Source organism: Pseudoalteromonas sp. SR44-2, assembly GCF_014163745.1.
In the GTDB taxonomy this organism is placed as follows: domain Bacteria; phylum Pseudomonadota; class Gammaproteobacteria; order Enterobacterales; family Alteromonadaceae; genus Pseudoalteromonas; species Pseudoalteromonas distincta.
The window spans coordinates 159618-175985 of record NZ_JACJDW010000005.1 but is presented as its reverse complement, the minus strand read 5'-3'; the positions used below and the strand labels follow the sequence as shown (position 1 = coordinate 175985).

At 37.9% G+C, this 16368-nt stretch carries 12 protein-coding genes and 6 tRNA genes; 9 read left to right on the top strand and 9 right to left on the bottom strand.

All coding sequences use genetic code 11. The features are described from left to right. Window positions 1-51: 51 nt before the first annotated feature. From H5115_RS04955 to folE2, 4 genes are all read right to left on the bottom strand, one after another. Complete coding sequence (locus H5115_RS04955; protein ID WP_002962555.1) at window positions 52-996, bottom strand: regulatory signaling modulator protein AmpE; 945 nt, start codon at window positions 994-996, stop codon at window positions 52-54. Then, entirely contained in the window at window positions 997-1704 is a 708-nt protein-coding gene (gene mtnN, locus H5115_RS04950; protein WP_024597687.1) for a 5'-methylthioadenosine/S-adenosylhomocysteine nucleosidase, read from the bottom strand. 122 nt (window positions 1705-1826) lie between these two features. Beyond that, window positions 1827-2426 (bottom strand): DUF2726 domain-containing protein, encoded by a 600-nt coding sequence (locus H5115_RS04945; RefSeq protein WP_182753954.1) that lies wholly within the window; start codon window positions 2424-2426, stop codon window positions 1827-1829. Between the two features lie 116 nt (window positions 2427-2542). After that, window positions 2543-3463 (bottom strand): GTP cyclohydrolase FolE2, encoded by a 921-nt coding sequence (gene folE2, locus H5115_RS04940; protein WP_182753952.1) that lies wholly within the window; start codon window positions 3461-3463, stop codon window positions 2543-2545. 231 nt (window positions 3464-3694) lie between these two features. Between folE2 and arcB the strand changes: the two genes are divergently transcribed. After that, on the top strand, window positions 3695-6013 hold the full coding sequence (gene arcB / locus H5115_RS04935; protein ID WP_182753950.1) for an aerobic respiration two-component sensor histidine kinase ArcB: 2319 nt from the start codon (window positions 3695-3697) through the stop codon (window positions 6011-6013). Between the two features lie 16 nt (window positions 6014-6029). Here the strand turns inward: arcB and arcA are convergent, their stop codons facing one another. The 4 genes from arcA to trmB all read right to left on the bottom strand — a co-directional run bounded on the left by arcA (window position 6030) and on the right by trmB (window position 10806). Beyond that, the gene (gene arcA, locus H5115_RS04930; RefSeq protein WP_002962549.1) at window positions 6030-6746 is read right to left on the bottom strand and encodes a two-component system response regulator ArcA; all 717 of its coding nucleotides are present in this window, start codon (window positions 6744-6746) and stop codon (window positions 6030-6032) included. 490 nt (window positions 6747-7236) lie between these two features. Further along, window positions 7237-8841: a sensor histidine kinase gene (locus H5115_RS04925; protein WP_182671521.1), complete on the bottom strand. Its 1605-nt coding sequence runs from the start codon at window positions 8839-8841 to the stop codon at window positions 7237-7239. A gap of 151 nt (window positions 8842-8992) precedes the next feature. Then, on the bottom strand, window positions 8993-10018 hold the full coding sequence (gene rsmC, locus H5115_RS04920) for a 16S rRNA (guanine(1207)-N(2))-methyltransferase RsmC (RefSeq protein ID WP_024605357.1): 1026 nt from the start codon (window positions 10016-10018) through the stop codon (window positions 8993-8995). 62 nt (window positions 10019-10080) lie between these two features. Then, window positions 10081-10806: a tRNA (guanosine(46)-N7)-methyltransferase TrmB gene (gene trmB, locus H5115_RS04915; protein WP_182753948.1), complete on the bottom strand. Its 726-nt coding sequence runs from the start codon at window positions 10804-10806 to the stop codon at window positions 10081-10083. 161 nt (window positions 10807-10967) lie between these two features. Here trmB and mutY point away from each other — a divergent pair, with 161 nt between their 5' ends. Together mutY and H5115_RS04905 are read left to right on the top strand one after the other, a co-directional pair. After that, window positions 10968-12029 carry an A/G-specific adenine glycosylase gene (gene mutY, locus H5115_RS04910; RefSeq protein WP_182753946.1) on the top strand — a complete coding sequence of 354 codons (1062 nt, stop codon included), beginning with the start codon at window positions 10968-10970 and terminating at the stop codon, window positions 12027-12029. A 35-nt stretch (window positions 12030-12064) separates the two neighbouring features. Then, a complete protein-coding gene (locus H5115_RS04905; RefSeq protein ID WP_002962543.1) occupies window positions 12065-12337 on the top strand; it encodes an oxidative damage protection protein in 273 nt (90 codons plus the stop codon). A 46-nt stretch (window positions 12338-12383) separates the two neighbouring features. Here the strand turns inward: H5115_RS04905 and H5115_RS04900 are convergent, their stop codons facing one another. Further along, a complete protein-coding gene (locus H5115_RS04900) occupies window positions 12384-15161 on the bottom strand; it encodes a hybrid sensor histidine kinase/response regulator (protein ID WP_182753944.1) in 2778 nt (925 codons plus the stop codon). Between the two features lie 331 nt (window positions 15162-15492). Here H5115_RS04900 and H5115_RS04895 point away from each other — a divergent pair. The 6 genes from H5115_RS04895 (at window position 15493) to H5115_RS04870 (ending at window position 16361) form a co-directional block, all read left to right on the top strand. After that, window positions 15493-15568, top strand: a tRNA-Phe gene (locus H5115_RS04895). Window positions 15569-15639: 71 nt separating this feature from the next. Continuing rightward, window positions 15640-15715 (top strand) — tRNA-Thr (locus H5115_RS04890). Between the two features lie 51 nt (window positions 15716-15766). Then, window positions 15767-15842: transfer RNA gene (locus H5115_RS04885), tRNA-Phe, on the top strand. A 57-nt stretch (window positions 15843-15899) separates the two neighbouring features. Further along, window positions 15900-15975: transfer RNA gene (locus H5115_RS04880), tRNA-Thr, on the top strand. Window positions 15976-16107: 132 nt separating this feature from the next. After that, window positions 16108-16183 (top strand) — tRNA-Phe (locus H5115_RS04875). Between the two features lie 102 nt (window positions 16184-16285). After that, window positions 16286-16361, top strand: a tRNA-Thr gene (locus H5115_RS04870). Window positions 16362-16368 lie beyond the last annotated feature (7 nt).

Here is a 16368-nt window from a genome sequence, read left to right as displayed (position 1 = left end):
AACTAAAAAACCAGCCTCGGCTGGTTTTTTTGTGCTCGTATTTTGAGCCCTTTAAATCAATTTTAATATTTCAATGCTAGCTATTACTAACAACCAAAATACACGGGCCTGATTTAACCTATTAATTATTACAGGTACATCCTCGGGTGTAGGTAGTCTATCAGTACCAATACGCATTTTATTAAAGCGAGTACCTAAATAAACTGCAGGCCCGCCCAGCTGCACGCCAAGTGATGCAGAACATGTGCTTAAGAGCCAGCCTGTATTTGTTTGATAAAAATGCCTGCCATAATGCTTTATAAAATGCATGCTTTGTTTGCTTGCTCGACTTGCTGCAATAGTTAAAGCGAGTAAGCGCATCGGAATATATTCAATAATAAACAAGAGTGTTTTAAGCGGTTTTAAAAAGTAACTATTTGGGGGGATATCACTACGCCATGCTTGTTGTATTAAGGTAAGTAACCGATAGGCAAGGGCAGCAATAGGACCAAATGCTAAAAATATAAATATGACTACGAAATAGTATCGAGCGGTGCGCAGTATTAAACTCTCAATTAATGCTTTGATAATACCAGCTGATGAAAGTCTATTAACTTCACGGGCAAGCAGTGGCTTTAGTAATTCGCGCGCTGTGGATTTTTGATTTTGTTTAGTTAGCTTTGCAATGCGAAGTGCTTTTTTATCAATGCTCTTACTTTCTAGGCATAAATATAAAATAAGGCCAGCGAGTAATTCAGGATAAAAAGCAAACTCGAGTAGTAACACTACAATAATTAGAATAACACTTAAAATAAGTGAGCTTGCGAGGATAGCTGCCAAATATTGATAGCTTTTAGGTTCTTTGCTTTTGTATATACGTTTGCCAATAGCACTAAAAACAGCATTTAACGCCGTATTAGGATGATACCAGCTAATAAGGGGAATAAAGCGCTCAGCAAGGAGCGCTAGTATAAAGGCAATAAAGTCCAAGTGATTTTGAACAATATTGCTAAGCATTTACAGAGATACTGCTGTAAGCTTTTCTAAAAGTGCAACAACCATTTTAGATGAGTTGATTGATGCTGTTTCTAGGTATTCTTCAAATGATTGTGGTGACTCTTTACCAGCAATATCAGACATTGAGCGAATTACGACAAATGGTGTGTTTAGCGTAAAACACGTTTGTGCAATTGAAGCGCCTTCCATTTCAACAGCAAGCATTGTAGGAAAATCACTACGTGCTTTATCAATGCGTATAGGGTCACACATAAATGTGTCACCAGTACAAATTAAGCCAACGAGTGTTTTAACATCACTGATTTGTTCGATAGTTTGCTGTGCTGCTTCAACTAATTTAGGGTGTGCTGCAAAGCCTGCCGGCATTTGTGGTACTTGGCCAATTTCGTAGCCAAAAGCAGTTACGTCTACATCGTGGTGACGTACTTCTGACGAAATTACTACATCGCCTACACTAAGAGAAGGATCGAATCCACCGGCTGAGCCTGTGTTAATTATGCAATCAGGTTTGAAGTTATCGATCAGTAAGGTAGTTGCAATAGTTGATGCGACTTTACCAATACCAGATTGAACAAGTGTCACCGTGTTACCAGCCAACTCGCCAGTATAAAAAGTGAAACCTGCTTTAGTTAAAATTTGTGGGTTTTGCATAGCTTCACGTAAAATTTTAACTTCTGGCTCCATTGCGCCAATAATACCAACATTCATAAAGTTTAATTCCTGAGTTTGAATCACTTGATTATACGTGAAGTTAGCAATAAAAAACAAAAAAGCGAGCTTGTTTATGAGCTCGCTTTAAATACTTTTTAGGAGAGTATTTAATTCGTTTTTTAAATTTCAGCTAACGCGGTGGTTTGCGCTTTAGCTTGAGAAGGTGAAAGTACCGCTGGCTTATGTGAGCGATTACGAACAGGGCGCTGAGTTTGTGTTGCTGCAGGCTGCTTACCAAGTTTAAACATAATTGCATCGCGTACTTCAGAAGGACGGTAGCCCGATTTAACTTTCATACGAATATGTGGAATGCCCGCAGACTCTAGTGCACCGTTTACAAACCAGTCGCGTTGAGCTTTGTGGCCATCTTTGTTGGCATTGTTAACTAGGTCAACAGCAGCAATGATTGTTAGTTTTTCTTTGTCGATTAAAACAAAGTCGAGTTGCTTATTTTTAGCTTTAGCTAAAGCAGCACGTTTAGACTTTACTGAAAGGCCCTGCTTACAATCAATAACGTCGATTAATTTAACACGGCTGACTATTTTGTACTGATCGCCTACAGCACGCTCGAGAAGATTTAAAAAAGCGCCTTCAACCTGCGTAAAAACAGTTTGTTTGCGAGTAAAAGGATACGGATTTCCGCCATCGTCATTAAATTTTGACGCAACAACAGAGGCCCCGACAACTAATACTAGGATTAATAATAAAGCGAATTCCATACGGTAACTCCATAACAACAAATTGACACTGCTCAAACAAAGCAATTTACGTGCCTAAAAAGTATGGGTTATAAAATAATTACCGACTGGTTTTACAAGTAATAGCTACATAGCGATTAAGCTTTGTAGCCTCCTTTAATACCTTTTACCGCAATAGCGACAGCATCGTGTGCATGCAGTGATTCGTAGTGGTTTATTTGCAGCCAATAATCACTGTAATTGTTTGCCTCGAGCAATGCTTTAATTTTACGCGCTGCATCTTCACAAAACATAAGGTTTTGACCATTCAAACGGGCAAATTCTTGCTCGTCTTCACGTTTTACTGCTGCTTGTACTGGTGTTTTAAGCTCAGCTTCAAGGGTATTAATTAGCGTAACTACGTCAAATTCTTGAATGTTGCTATCAAGCTTTACTTTTACGTTGGCAATAGAGCGCTGCGAGTGTGGAGTAGCTACAATGCCTTGTGTAGTGCCTAGCCATTCGTGCACATCTTTTTGGCTTAACGTTTCTTGGTTAAACTTTTCGTTAAACGCGTTTTGTATAAGCTGTCGCGCAAGTGCAGCAGAGCATGGGCACGTTGAAGAATAAGTAACATCTACGGTTAGCTCGTAGCTAATAACGTTATTTTCAATTGTACTGGTAAGTACAACTGGGTAGCTTTTCCAGCCCGCTTTACCACTTAATAGTGACTTACGGCGTAGCGGTAATTCAAATTTAAATTCAATTTGCGCTTTATCGCTCAGCCCTTCGTGGCTAGTTATAAAGGTATCGAGTGCCTGCGCTATTGTTTGTGGGTTGACTTGCTGCTCGGTTGAAAGCAGGTCAAGTGCTAAAAATAGACGTGACATATGAATGCCTTTGGCATCTTCTTTATGTAAATTTACAAATGCACGAGCTTTGGCGTTTACTGTAACTGGAGATAAGTATCGAGATTCAAAAATAAATGGCAGTTCTATTTCGCCCATGCCAACCCAGTCTAATTTACCTGTTTGTAAAGCGGGTGCAGTGTCTGCTATATCTGGCATATTGGTTTGCATGTGCGCTACTCGTATTTTGGGGATAATAAAGCGAGGCATTTTACACTAAATAATTTATTGCTGAAATGATGAGTTTAATAGATGAGCTAAATCAAACATGAAAAATTCTGTTTTTATCGCACAACGTGAGTAGTGGTAGGAGAAAAATGCTAAAATCTGGGAAAATGGTATGTTTATACATGTGCATTGCCTTCTTTATATTAAGTACACAGCTAAGAGATAAAATTACGTATGACCGATTATTCTTTGAGCCCTTGGGCTCGGGTACTTTCCAGCTCAATAACGCGATTTGGTGAATTTAAAACCGCTGCTATTTGTTACACTTTATTTTTAACTGTATCTCTTATTTTATCGAGCATGTTTTATTATGTGGCGATAGGCGAATTACACCTGGTTGATATTTTAGCCGTGGTATTTTTTACGGCTGTAGTTTCCCCTTTAATTATAAGTGTGTTGCTTAATTCAATTCGTCAACTAGATGCCTCATATGCTTATTTAGATAGCGCCACCAAGCAAGAAAAGCTTTTAAATCAAACCCTAAAAGATAACATTAATCGTCTAAATATCGAAATTGATGAGCGTAAAATGGCATTTCATGCCAAGCATCGCGCTATTGAAGAGTTACGACGAGAAATTGCTGAGCGTAAAAAAACACAACAAGAACTTGCTCAACAAAGCATGCTGCAGCGCTCAATAGTAGATTCATCTCCTGATTTGTTTTATTACCGCGATAATAATGGCGTGTTTGCTGGTTGTAATAAAATGTTTGAAGAAGTAATGGGCAAATCAAGTAGCGAACTAATTGGCAAAACGGTTGAGCAAATATTTCCTAGTCACTTTTTATCTGAAGTTTTGAAAACCGATAAAGAGGTAGAGCAAACGCATAAAGCGCTGACTATTGATGTTGGTTATGAGGTGAATGGTGAAATGCGTTGGTTCGAGCTGCGTAAATTGCCTTTTATAAATGATGACGGTGACTACATTGGTTTACTGGGCTTTGGTCGTGATATCACAAGTCGTAAGGAGGCCGCTCAAGCGCTCGAAACGGCCTATAAAGACAAAGGTAAGTTTATTGCTACATTAAGCCATGAACTTCGAACACCGCTTAATGGTATTGTTGGTTTAACACGAATGCTGCTTGATACTGACTTAAATAAACAGCAGCGTAGTTGGGGTAATACTATATTTTCGAGTGCTGAAACGCTCGGTAATATTTTTAACGATATTATTGATTTAGACAAAATAGATAGAGATCAGCTCGATATAGTGACCAACTCTATTAACGTGTCAGACTTTATAAATGACGTTGTTAACTTTGCGGGCTTAATTGCGGAGCAAAAAGAGCTAGAGTTTGATATTAAGCGCAATGGGATGTTGGATATTTACGCACAGCTCGACCCAACTCGCTTACGCCAAGTTGTTTGGAACTTAATTAATAACGCCGTTAAGTTTACACAGCAAGGAAAGGTAACTCTTGAATGTAGCCGAGAGAATAGAGTTGAAGGCCCGTGGTTAGTTATTAAAGTATCGGATACCGGCCAAGGTATTCCGCCAGAGCAGCTTGCTCATATATTTGATATGTATTACAAGGCGCCAGACTTAAACGGGACTAACGCTATAGGCTCAGGTATTGGTTTAGCTGTAACTAAGGCGCTTGTAAGTGCAATGAAAGGGATAATTACAGTAAATAGTACTGAGGGCGAAGGGAGCTGCTTTACAGTGCAGATACCGCTTAGTTTATGTGTAGCACCAACAGAGCAAAGTTATGTTGGTCGTGGTTTGTATATTTTACTAGTAGAAGATGTACCTCTTAACGCTGAAATTGCTACAAACTTATTAGAGCAACGCGGGCATGAGGTTTTGTGGGCTGAAACCGGTGAAGATGCACTCTCGTTTGTCGAAACTGAAGATGACTTAGATTTAGTATTACTTGATATGCAATTGCCTGATATAAATGGTGACGTAGTTGCCAAGCAAATACGCTCAGACAGTCACTTTGATAAATTACCCATTGTAGCTCTGACTGCCAATGTTCGTAGTGCTGAAGAAGAGCTTGAAGGCATATCAATACAAGGGGCGCTTGCTAAACCAATTAACACAGTGAAGCTTGATAAAATGCTGGCTGATTTATTTGGAATTAAGCAAAGTGAATGCACAGAGCCGCTGTTAAAAGTAAGTGAAGAAGCCCTTAAAGGCATTGATGCACACTTATTAGATATAGAAACAATAGAAGACTTTGTCAATTCAATGGGCTTAGTTGTGTTTAGACGCAGTAGTCAGTTATTCGAAAAGCTAAGTCCACAATATCAGCAAGAGTTACTTACTTCATTAAATACTGGTGATAGAGAAGAGTATGAATCAGTAGCGCATAAACTCAAAGGGGCGGCTGGCTCAGTAGGTCTTAATGATGTGCAGCTTCATGCCAAAATAATGGAGCATGGTGCTATTGATGAATCTGATGAGGTGTTAAAGCAGTGGTTAGATATTCTGGCAGATAAAATAAATGAAGGACAAAAAGCCCTTCATTTATTTTTACAGCAATTAGAGTGAAACTAATTAGCTCTAATTAAGCGTCAATTTTACCAATGAAACGGTAACCTTCACCATGGATGGTGCTGATTAACTCAGACGTTGAGTTATCACTTTCAAAATGCTTACGAATGCGACGAATAGTAACGTCAACAGTACGGTCATTTGCGCGAAGCTCACGGCCTGTCATATGCTTAATTAATTGCTCACGGCTGAAAATGCGACCTGGAGAATCAAGCATTAAACGAAGTGCTCTGTACTCACCTTTAGGTAAACGCTTAGCGTCGCCATTTGGAGAAGTAAGACAACGGCTGTTTTCATCAAGTTCCCAACCATTAAACGTAATAACACCATTTGTTTCTAGTGCTGACTCTTCACCACCTAAGGCAGTACGAGTAATAAGGTTGCGAGCTCTGATAGTTAATTCACGCGGGTTGAACGGTTTAGTAACGTAGTCATCTGCGCCAATTTCAAGACCTAAAATACGGTCAACATCGTTATCACGACCAGTTAGGAATATAAGACCTACTTTACGCTTTTGGCGTAATTCACGGGCTAAAATAAGACCGTTTTTACCAGGAAGGTTGATATCCATAACTACAAGATTAACGTCATCGTTATTTGTAAGCTTGTCATGCATATCATCGCCATCAATGGCTTCAATAACTTTGTACCCTTCAGCTTCAAATAAACTAACTAGGTTCAGTCGAGTTACGTCTTCATCTTCTACGATTAGAATGACTGGCGTTTGCATTATTAATTAACCTTTTGGAATATATTATTTATAAAAAATCGGTGACTAATTTATAACCGATTACTAGAGACTATAGGATTATACCCATTTGTTAACAAGGAAAAAACAAATTGGATAAAAATAAAACAGTAGGGTGTCCAAAGTCTGCTAAAAAGGACAGTGCAAAAACTACTGTTTAATTGATATATACATGGATGTAGCTATTTGAATCATAAAGTCGAAGCCATTTTCCTTTGATAATTGACATATCATTCAATCAAACAAGGTACTTAAAATAATCAGACTAATTCAAAGCAAAACTATATCACTTTTTAACCTTTCATCAATGTATGTGATACAGCAAAGATAAAAAAGTTCATAAATCGCTTGGTAATATTTATTTAAAGCAATTAAATAATGTTACGCACTTATCACATGCCTCATTAATGAGGTCATTAAATGCTAATTCAAGGATAAATTTTAAATATATGCACTTTTTAATGGTCTTTATTTAAGGAATAGTAATTATAAAGCGAGCACCGCGTTTTTCTTCAAGATCAAACATCACTCTTCCGCCAAGTGCTTGTGTTACTAGGTTATAAACTAAGTGCATGCCTAAGCCACTTGCGCCTTGCCCGCGCTTTGAAGTTACAAATGGGTCAAAAATTCTATTTTTAATATTTTTGTCAACGCCCTGACCATTGTCAGAATAAACGATTGTTAATTTTTTCCCGACGAGTTCTACGTCAAAGCGAATTTCATTGTTTTCTTTACCTATAAATCCATGAATTACAGAGTTCATAAGTAACTGCTGAAAAACTTGTTGTAGAGGTTCAGATTTACTATGAATAGCTAAGTCGGTCGGACAGTTGATAGTGACAACAGGCTTTTTGGGCAATAATTCAGATTGAATCGACGTTAAAACATCACTTATTAATTTGTGCACATTAATATAGGTATTTACACCGTCATCTTGAATAACCGCTACTTTTTTAAAGTTAGATATAAGGTCAGCTGCACGATTTAAGTTGCGGTAAATTAAATCTAAGTTTTCAATACCTTCATCTATAAAGCGTTTTAGATGGCTTGAGGTCAGTTTTTTGTCATCAAAGCTTTGCTGTATGTCTGCTAGTTTATCTCTAAGTAACGTAGAACCTGTAATACCTAGCCCTATTGGTGTGTTAACTTCATGGGCAACACCTGCAACCATTTGCCCTAAAGATGCCATTTTTTCGTTTTCAACAATTTGTGTTTGGTATTGATGCATCCGCTCAAGAGTTGATAAAAGCTCTTGATTTGCTTCTCTAAGGGCGATTGTTCGTTGGTTTACTTTTTCTTCAAGGCTTAGGTTTAGTTGTTTGATTTCTTGCTTATCTTTTTCGTGGCGTTCAAGTTGTTTTTTTGTACGCGTAAGCATGATATTTAAACTATTTGAAAGAGCACTTATTTCTTTTACATCAGTTACTGGTGCGCGTGCATCGTAGTTATGATTTTTAGACACATCCTGCAATAACATGCTTAATTGCTCTATTGGCTTAGCTATACGTCGTTGAACTTTAATAGCAATAAAGTAAACAACCGCCAGAATTAATAATGTTAATAACACGTCTATTAATATTTTTCTCTCAATATAAACCTCTAAACTCTCGAGGCTTCCTCGCATATACACATAACCTACTACTTGTTCGTTATCGTAAATAGGGCGGGTTAGCTCAATATGGTCACTGGTAATTCGTGGTGTTTTTAGCTCTTCTACACTGTCTATTCTCAGTGGCACAGGAGGTGTTTTTTTAGCATTAAAGCTAATAAAGAAAACAGGCTTTTGGGATGCTTTTTCTATTGAGTAAATATGTATGTTTTTTACAAGAGGGATCTTTTCAAATGACTTGAGGCGTTTTTCTTCTGTTTTACGATCATCTTCAATTACCGATTGCCCAGCATCAAAAGCTACAATTTCAGAAAGAATAACAAGCTTATTAACTATTAATTGCTTTTGTTCTTTCACGCTTAAATACGTAGAGATAGAAATAGATAACGATAAGCAAATAGCTGTTATAAGCATGATCAAATTAATGAGTGCTTTTCGAATGCTACTTTGATGAACTTTTTTAGGCATTATTTCATTATCGCCTGAGTTAAATTTAATTATTTAGAGTTTTAGTTTAGCAAAGACGTGGAAAAATGAAGGAAAAAAACTAAATTAATTCTTATATTTATTCGAAAGTTAGCTTGAGCACGTTTGTGCTCAATCATTTTACAAATTTAAATTAGCTGCTATATACAGCAAATTTATTGTTCTTAAATACAGTTTGATAGCTTTCAAACTGAGTTTCTAAAATAGGCGGGTACTTTAAAAAGCTGTTAGCAACAATATTTAGCTTCCCTAATTTAGTTAAATGCTGTTTTGCATTAGCTAAAAATGTTTCTGCTACTGTGTAGTCGGTTGCAATACCAGTATGAAAAGGTGGATTGCTAATAATTAAATCAAACTTGCCATTAATGCTTTTAAGGCCGTCACTTAATATAGCCTCACCATTGATGTTGTTAAGCTTTAGGGTTTGCTGTGTTGCATAAGTTGCCAGCGCACTTACATCACTACACACAAACTCAAGCGCTGGATTATGAAGCCCTAAAAAAGTTGCTATTAAACCAGCGCCACAACCAAAGTCGAGAACTTTGCCTTGCTTAATTGTCGGTGCGTTTTCCAGTAGAACTTTCGTTCCTATATCTAAACTACCGTGATTAAACACCCCAGGAACACTAATAGCTGTAAATTCAGTGTCGGCAACATTAACAACAAACTTTTTATGGTAAGTCGTAATATCAAAGTGAGGGTGCTTAGAAATTTCAGCAAATGAGTAAAGAACGCAGTGCTTAGCTGAATCAATCTTGTTACTAAACTCAGCCTTACCAGCTAATTGCTTTTCAATTGACTTAACACCACTTTTGTTTTCACCTACTACTAATAGTTCGGCATCATCAGTAATAGCAGATCGAATATTATCAAGTGCCATTAATAACTCTGGTTTTGATTTAGGGTAGTAAAGAATAACTAAATCGTAGTCGTTACCAGGTATTGTGTGGCTTACATGAACATCAACATCTTTGGTGTTTTTAGCAAACTCTCCGTTAGCATGGTTGTAGCTAAACGCAGTTACTTTGCTTTGCGGATTAAGTCTTTTAAGCTCTGTTAAAAAGCCATCTTGAACAAAGTTGACCACCAAGATAGATTTTCCCGTTAGTGCCTCGCTATTACGAAGTAACAGTAAACTTGGGTTGGTTAGTACGCTCATAAATGGCTTTGCCTTACAGTATATTTAGTTTTATAAAAGTAAAAGTGAGTAATTAAATTTAATTATTCTGTGCGCTCAAACATTAAATCCCACACGCCATGACCTAGGCGATGTCCGCGCTGCTCAAACTTAGTAAGCGGGCGTAAATCTGGACGTGGAACATAATCATTTGTTTCTGATTGGTTTTTAAAACCAGGAGCTACATTCATCACTTCGAGCATGTGCTCTGCGTAGTTTTCCCAGTCTGTTGCCATATGAAAAACGCCACCCATTTTAAGTTGGGCTCTTAGCTTTTCAACAAACTCAGCTTGTACAATACGACGTTTATGATGACGCTTTTTATGCCAAGGGTCAGGGAAAAATAGTTGTAGTGTTGTTAAGCTTTCATTAGGTATGCAATCTGCAAGTACTTCAACTGCATCGTGTTCAAAAATACGTAAGTTGGTAATGCCTGCTTCATCGGCATCCATTAAACAAGCACCAACGCCAGGGCGGTGTACTTCAATACCGATAAAGTTTAGGTGAGGGGCATTTGTTGCCATTTCGACAAGCGACTTACCCATACCAAAACCAATTTCTACTACTACATCGTTGTTGTTGCCAAAAACTTCGCTTAAATCAAGCATACCGTTTTTATGCTCTAGGCCCATTGTTGGCCAGCATTTTTCGATTGCAGCGGCTTGGCCTTTGGTTAATCGACCTTCGCGTTTTACAAAACTGCGAATGGTGCGGATGTATTTACCTTCTTGCTTAGCTTGCTCAAGGTTAGTGCTGCTTGATTCACTCATATTATTGGCCTGACAAAAACAATGTGTTTAAAAATGGTTGCATATTATCCCTGACCGAGGCCGCAATCACAAGTATTAGCTGGTTTTACACCCCGTATAGCTTGATCTTTTTGTTAACTGCAATAGACTGAGCCGCCATTGGGCATCAGTAAAAGTTAAAAATGTTGGATTTAAATAAAGAACAGTCACACTGGTTTTCTAATCAAGTTGTTGATTGGTATCACCTTCATGGGCGTAAAACACTCCCGTGGCAGCTAGGTAAAACACCTTATAAAGTGTGGGTGTCTGAAGTGATGCTACAGCAAACCCAAGTTATTACTGTTATTCCATACTTTGAAAAGTTTATGCAAAGCTTTCCAGATATTATCGCTTTAGCTGATGCGGATGAAGACTTAGTTTTGCATCACTGGACTGGCTTAGGGTATTACGCTCGTGCGCGTAACTTACACAAAACAGCTAAAATAGTGCGTGACAAATACCAAGGTGAGTTTCCGAAAACACTCGATGAAGTAATGGATTTACCTGGAATAGGGCGCTCTACTGCAGGGGCTGTTTTATCATTGTCGCTTGGGCAGCATCACCCTATTTTAGATGGGAACGTGAAGCGAGTTTTAGCGCGCTATTTTATGATTGAGGGCTGGTACGGCGTTAAAAAGGTCGAAAACCAGCTTTGGCATTTATCAGAGCAGTTAACGCCTAAAGATAATGTTACTGAGTTTAATCAAGCTATGATGGATTTAGGGTCGAGCGTTTGCTCACGCAGCCGGTTTGATTGCGAGGCTTGCCCATTAAACTCAGGCTGTGGTGCTTTTAATGCAGGTAAAGTAAAAGAGTTTCCACATTCTAAACCTAAAAAAGCAGTTCCTAAAAAGAGTTGTCATCAGTTAATTATTCAGTGTGGTGATAAAGTGCTTATGGAAAAACGTCCTAACAGCGGTATTTGGGGCGGATTGTTTGGCTTTTTTGAATTTAATGAGTACGAAGAGCTTCAAATATTTTTAGTTCAGCAAGGCCTAGAGGCTAGTTTAGTAGAGCTTGAAGCGTTTATTCATGTGTTTTCACATTTTGAATTGAGGATTAACCCGCATGTACTTAATGTTAAGAAAACTCCTGATGTGGTAAACGATAAGCAATTAATCTGGTATCCGCTTGATCAATCAATAGAGGTTGGTCTAGCAGCGCCAACTAAAAAGTTGGTTAAACAAATTACAGCAATAGTATAGAATAGCTCCATATTTAGCGTTAGAGAGAATCAATCATGGCACGTACAGTATTTTGTCAAAAGTTACAAAAAGAAGCCGAAGGGCTTGGCTTTCAGTTATACCCTGGTGAAATTGGTGAAAAGATTTTTAATAACATCTCTAAAGAAGCGTGGGCTCAGTGGCAACATAAACAAACAATGCTTATTAACGAAAAGCATTTAAATATGATGGACCCAGAACACCGCACATTTTTAGAAGAGCAAATGGTTGGTTTTTTGTTTGAAAACAAAGATGTAGAAATTGAAGGTTATCGACCGCCTGAAAAGTAATGTTTTAAACATAAAAAAGGGCTATTTAGCCCTTTTTTATGTTTATTTATTCATTTAACTCATTTTCTTGCTCAGATATTTTAATTTGTTCCTTTAAAAATTGAGCAGCTTTAGAGTATTCAATTTCCAGCTTGTCTCTTAACTCTATTAATTCATCGGTTGTGAGTTCACCTTCTTTACATTTATCTTCAAATGCACTTGAAAGTTCTGCCACCGTTTGGGCACCAATTGTCTTGGAGATCGATTTTAATTGATGACACCCTTCAATAATCTCATTTAAGTCGTTAACCATAACGCCGGAATTAATACTCTTAATTAAGCCTTGGCTTTGTTCTAAATACATTTTGAAGAAACGGATTTGCTTAGCGTTATCACCGTTTACATATTTAGCAACAGCTTCCATATCAATAGGTAGTGCCATAGTTTGATGGATAACTACATTTGGGTTTTGGCTTTGTTTATCGCTCCAACGTTTTAGAGTTTCTTCTAACGCGTTCAGCTCTATAGGTTTGGTAATGAAGTCGTTAATACCTACCGCTAAACAGCGCTCTTTTTCGCCTTTAAGTGCGTTTGCTGTTACTGCAATAATGTAAGGCTGTGCATCAATCGATTCTAATAGCTCTGCTTCATTACGGATTTTTTCGACCATATCGTAACCCGACATTTTAGGCATGTGTAAGTCGGTTAAAATAAGTGAGTAATCACCTTTTCTCCACATATCTAGGCCTTCCTCACCGTTGTTCGCTATTTCAACGCCAAAGCCCAGTATATGTAGTTGATCGGTGAGGACTTGTTGGTTTAGAAGGTTATCTTCAACAAGCAAAACCAATTTGTTTGAATTACGTGCCTGCTCAACATTTAAATAGTTATTAAGTGTTTTGGTTTTTTTAATTTGCTTAGGTGTATGTAACCCTGCAGCCACCAATATAGAAAGCATAAAGTTAGATTTACATAGAGGAGAGGCATTAATATAAAAAATGTTTTTATGATTTATAGCTGCTTCATCAAGCTTACTTAGTACAACAACTTGTTGGTTATAGTCCTCTAATGAATAAAATAAACGTCTTAGCAGCGCATTAGTTTTATCCATATTGTCTATGCCATCAGCCACCCAAATAATATCTTGTGAATGCTGGTGCTCTTCAATTTCTTCTTCTGTGTGTGCATAAATTATTTTAGCGCCCATGAACGATAAATAACGGTACATTGTTTTTTCACGTTCTAGGTGATTACTAACTACAACAATTTGCTTACCATTTAATGCACCTTTATGTGCGTACTTAATTTTACCCGATGTGCTAAACGGCAGCTCTACTGTAAATTCACTGCCAATCCCGGTATGACTAGTTACATGAATAGTACCTAGCATAAGCTCAGTTAAGCTTTTACAAATAGAAAGACCTAAACCGGTGCCACCATATTCTCGGGTAATTGAGTTTTCGGCTTGAATAAATGGATTAAATATTTCGCGAAGTTGCGCCTGCGACATGCCTTTACCGTTATCAGTTACGCAAAAGCGTAAGGTAAAGTGATCAGTCGTATTATGAACCACCTCTACTGATATTTTTACATGGCCTTGGGTTTTTTCATCAGTGCTAGTGAATTTAATTGCGTTGCTACATAGGTTATAAAGCACCTGACGTACACGCACACTATCACCGGTAAGGTTGATTGGAATATCTGGTGCTATTGCTAGTTCTAAATCAAGCTCACGTTTTTTAGCAACTGATGAGAGTACTCGAGCAACTTCTTCAATGGTATCGGTTACCGAAAATGGGATCGGGTCAATATTTAGCTTTCCAGCCTCAATTTTAGAAAAATCTAAGATATCATCCAAAATGCTCAATAACGAAAATGCTGATTCACGAATAATTGTACTTAAACGATGTTGAGCGCCATCAAGTTCGGTCTGGCGCAGTAAATCAATAGTGCCTATAACACCATTCATCGGTGTTCTTATTTCGTGGCTCATTGTGGCTAAAAAGGTCGTTTTGGTTTCGCTTGCTCGCTCTGCTTTTAATGTGGCTTGCTCAAGCGCTATAGTACGATTTTGCACTTCGGCTTCTAGGCCATTTTGTAATTTATAAAGCTCTTTTTGTGCGGCGTCATTCTCACTCATCGCAGTCTGTACTTTTTGTAGTAGTAAGTTAATGTTTTTTGCCACTACACCTAAACCAATATCAAGCTGCTCATCAACACTACTATTGTAATTAGCATTTTCGGTAATTGCCTGCAGTTCTTGTGTAAGAGTGTCAGTACTTTTTCGTAAGCGACTATTAATGTACATATTAAACATTAAAGTAAATATAAATAATGCAGCTACGCTTGCTATAGCAATAATGTAGGCAATAACTTGAGAGTTTTGAGCGCTTAAAGGAGCGGTTGGTAGGTTTTGCTTAATAATAAGCTCGCCAATAGGTTGATCGTTTAACAGCAGTAAGTGGTGTAGGATGCCTTCTTCTACTAGATGCTTTTCAGTTTTAATTGAAGCGATAGCAGGTTTACTACTGCTATATACCAATTGAGTACCTGATGTTGGATTGAAGCGATATAGAGTATATTCAAAGTCATCATCTAATAACGACGTTAAATCAAGTAACTGCCTTACTTTACCTTGACCATACATAGTTAATGCATCAACCATAGGTAAGTCTAATCTATCGGCAAGCGTTACAATATTAACAGATGATGCAGGTTGGGCTGTCTTAACTTCAGTTTGTGAATAAAATGAGTGGGCAATAATAGCAAGCGCTGTTACTGCAATATTTATGATTAAAAAAAGAGGTAATAAGCCTTTGACTGGCGATGAAAATTTACTCTGCATTGATTGTTTCCAATTGATGTGATTTTACTACGATAAATCCCTATCGTACGTATCTAAGCTAATCGTAACATTTACAAAAAATAATTCACTACTGTTTTAGTCTGATTTATTTATATTTATAGTTCGACTTGTGGTAAAAATGAACGTTATTAATAAAAAATGCACTGAGTTGCCTGAAAACCGTTCAAACAGTTATAAAGAATAAAAAAAAAGTTGACTTGTAAGGGCAAAACTCGTTTAATACGCCGCACGCCCAGATAGCTCAGTCGGTAGAGATGAGTGGGGATTGCATTAGAAATCATTTAAGATTTTTAATTAGCACTGTTTAAGTGCCTCGATAGCTCAGTTGGTAGAGCAGAGGATTGAAAATCCTCGTGTCCCTGGTTCGATTCCGGGTCGAGGCACCATTTATTAAAGTAGTGGTGTTTAATCAACAGTTTAAACATTATTACACGTGCCTTAGCACACAGCTTTGTGTGCCGACTTAGCTCAGCTGGTAGAGCAACTGACTTGTAATCAGTAGGTCAACCGTTCGACTCGGTTAGTCGGCACCATTTATATAAAGTTAATTGTAAAGTATCACAATTAATTAGCACAGTTTATGTGCCTCGATAGCTCAGTCGGTAGAGCAGAGGATTGAAAATCCTCGTGTCCGTGGTTCGATTCCGCGTCGAGGCACCATTTACTTTAAGTTCTCAATCTTTAAAATTGAACGTGCCTTAGCACACAGTTTTGTGTGCCGACTTAGCTCAGCTGGTAGAGCAACTGACTTGTAATCAGTAGGTCAACCGTTCGACTCGGTTAGTCGGCACCATTTATTTAAAGTAGTTTGAAAAGAAAAACTGTAATCGGTAGTCTGTTCAAATTACCCGTCGACTCGGTTAGTCGGCACCATTTATTAAGTTAAAGGTTAATTTTATTAATCGGTAACTAGCACAGTTTATGTGCCTCGATAGCTCAGTCGGTAGAGCAGAGGATTGAAAATCCTCGTGTCCGTGGTTCGATTCCGCGTCGAGGCACCATTTATTGAAAAGCCTTGCTTATGCAAGGTTTTTTTATTTCAAGTGCTTTATAAAAGTTCTCAATCTTTAAAATTGAACGTGCCTTAGCACACAGTTTTGTGTGCCGACTTAGCTCAGCTGGTAGAGCAACTGACTTGTAATCAGTAGGTCAACCGTTCGACTCGGTTAGTCGGCACCATTTATTT

Coding starts and splice junctions, on each gene's coding strand:
- H5115_RS04955 (WP_002962555.1), bottom strand. CDS start 996: ATGCTTAGCAATATTGTTCAAAATCACTTGGACTTTATTGCCTTTATA.
- mtnN (WP_024597687.1), bottom strand. CDS start 1,704: ATGAATGTTGGTATTATTGGCGCAATGGAGCCAGAAGTTAAAATTTTA.
- H5115_RS04945 (WP_182753954.1), bottom strand. CDS start 2,426: ATGGAATTCGCTTTATTATTAATCCTAGTATTAGTTGTCGGGGCCTCT.
- folE2 (WP_182753952.1), bottom strand. CDS start 3,463: ATGCAAACCAATATGCCAGATATAGCAGACACTGCACCCGCTTTACAA.
- arcB (WP_182753950.1), top strand. CDS start 3,695: ATGACCGATTATTCTTTGAGCCCTTGGGCTCGGGTACTTTCCAGCTCA.
- arcA (WP_002962549.1), bottom strand. CDS start 6,746: ATGCAAACGCCAGTCATTCTAATCGTAGAAGATGAAGACGTAACTCGA.
- H5115_RS04925 (WP_182671521.1), bottom strand. CDS start 8,841: ATGCCTAAAAAAGTTCATCAAAGTAGCATTCGAAAAGCACTCATTAAT.
- rsmC (WP_024605357.1), bottom strand. CDS start 10,018: ATGAGCGTACTAACCAACCCAAGTTTACTGTTACTTCGTAATAGCGAG.
- trmB (WP_182753948.1), bottom strand. CDS start 10,806: ATGAGTGAATCAAGCAGCACTAACCTTGAGCAAGCTAAGCAAGAAGGT.
- mutY (WP_182753946.1), top strand. CDS start 10,968: ATGTTGGATTTAAATAAAGAACAGTCACACTGGTTTTCTAATCAAGTT.
- H5115_RS04905 (WP_002962543.1), top strand. CDS start 12,065: ATGGCACGTACAGTATTTTGTCAAAAGTTACAAAAAGAAGCCGAAGGG.
- H5115_RS04900 (WP_182753944.1), bottom strand. CDS start 15,161: ATGCAGAGTAAATTTTCATCGCCAGTCAAAGGCTTATTACCTCTTTTT.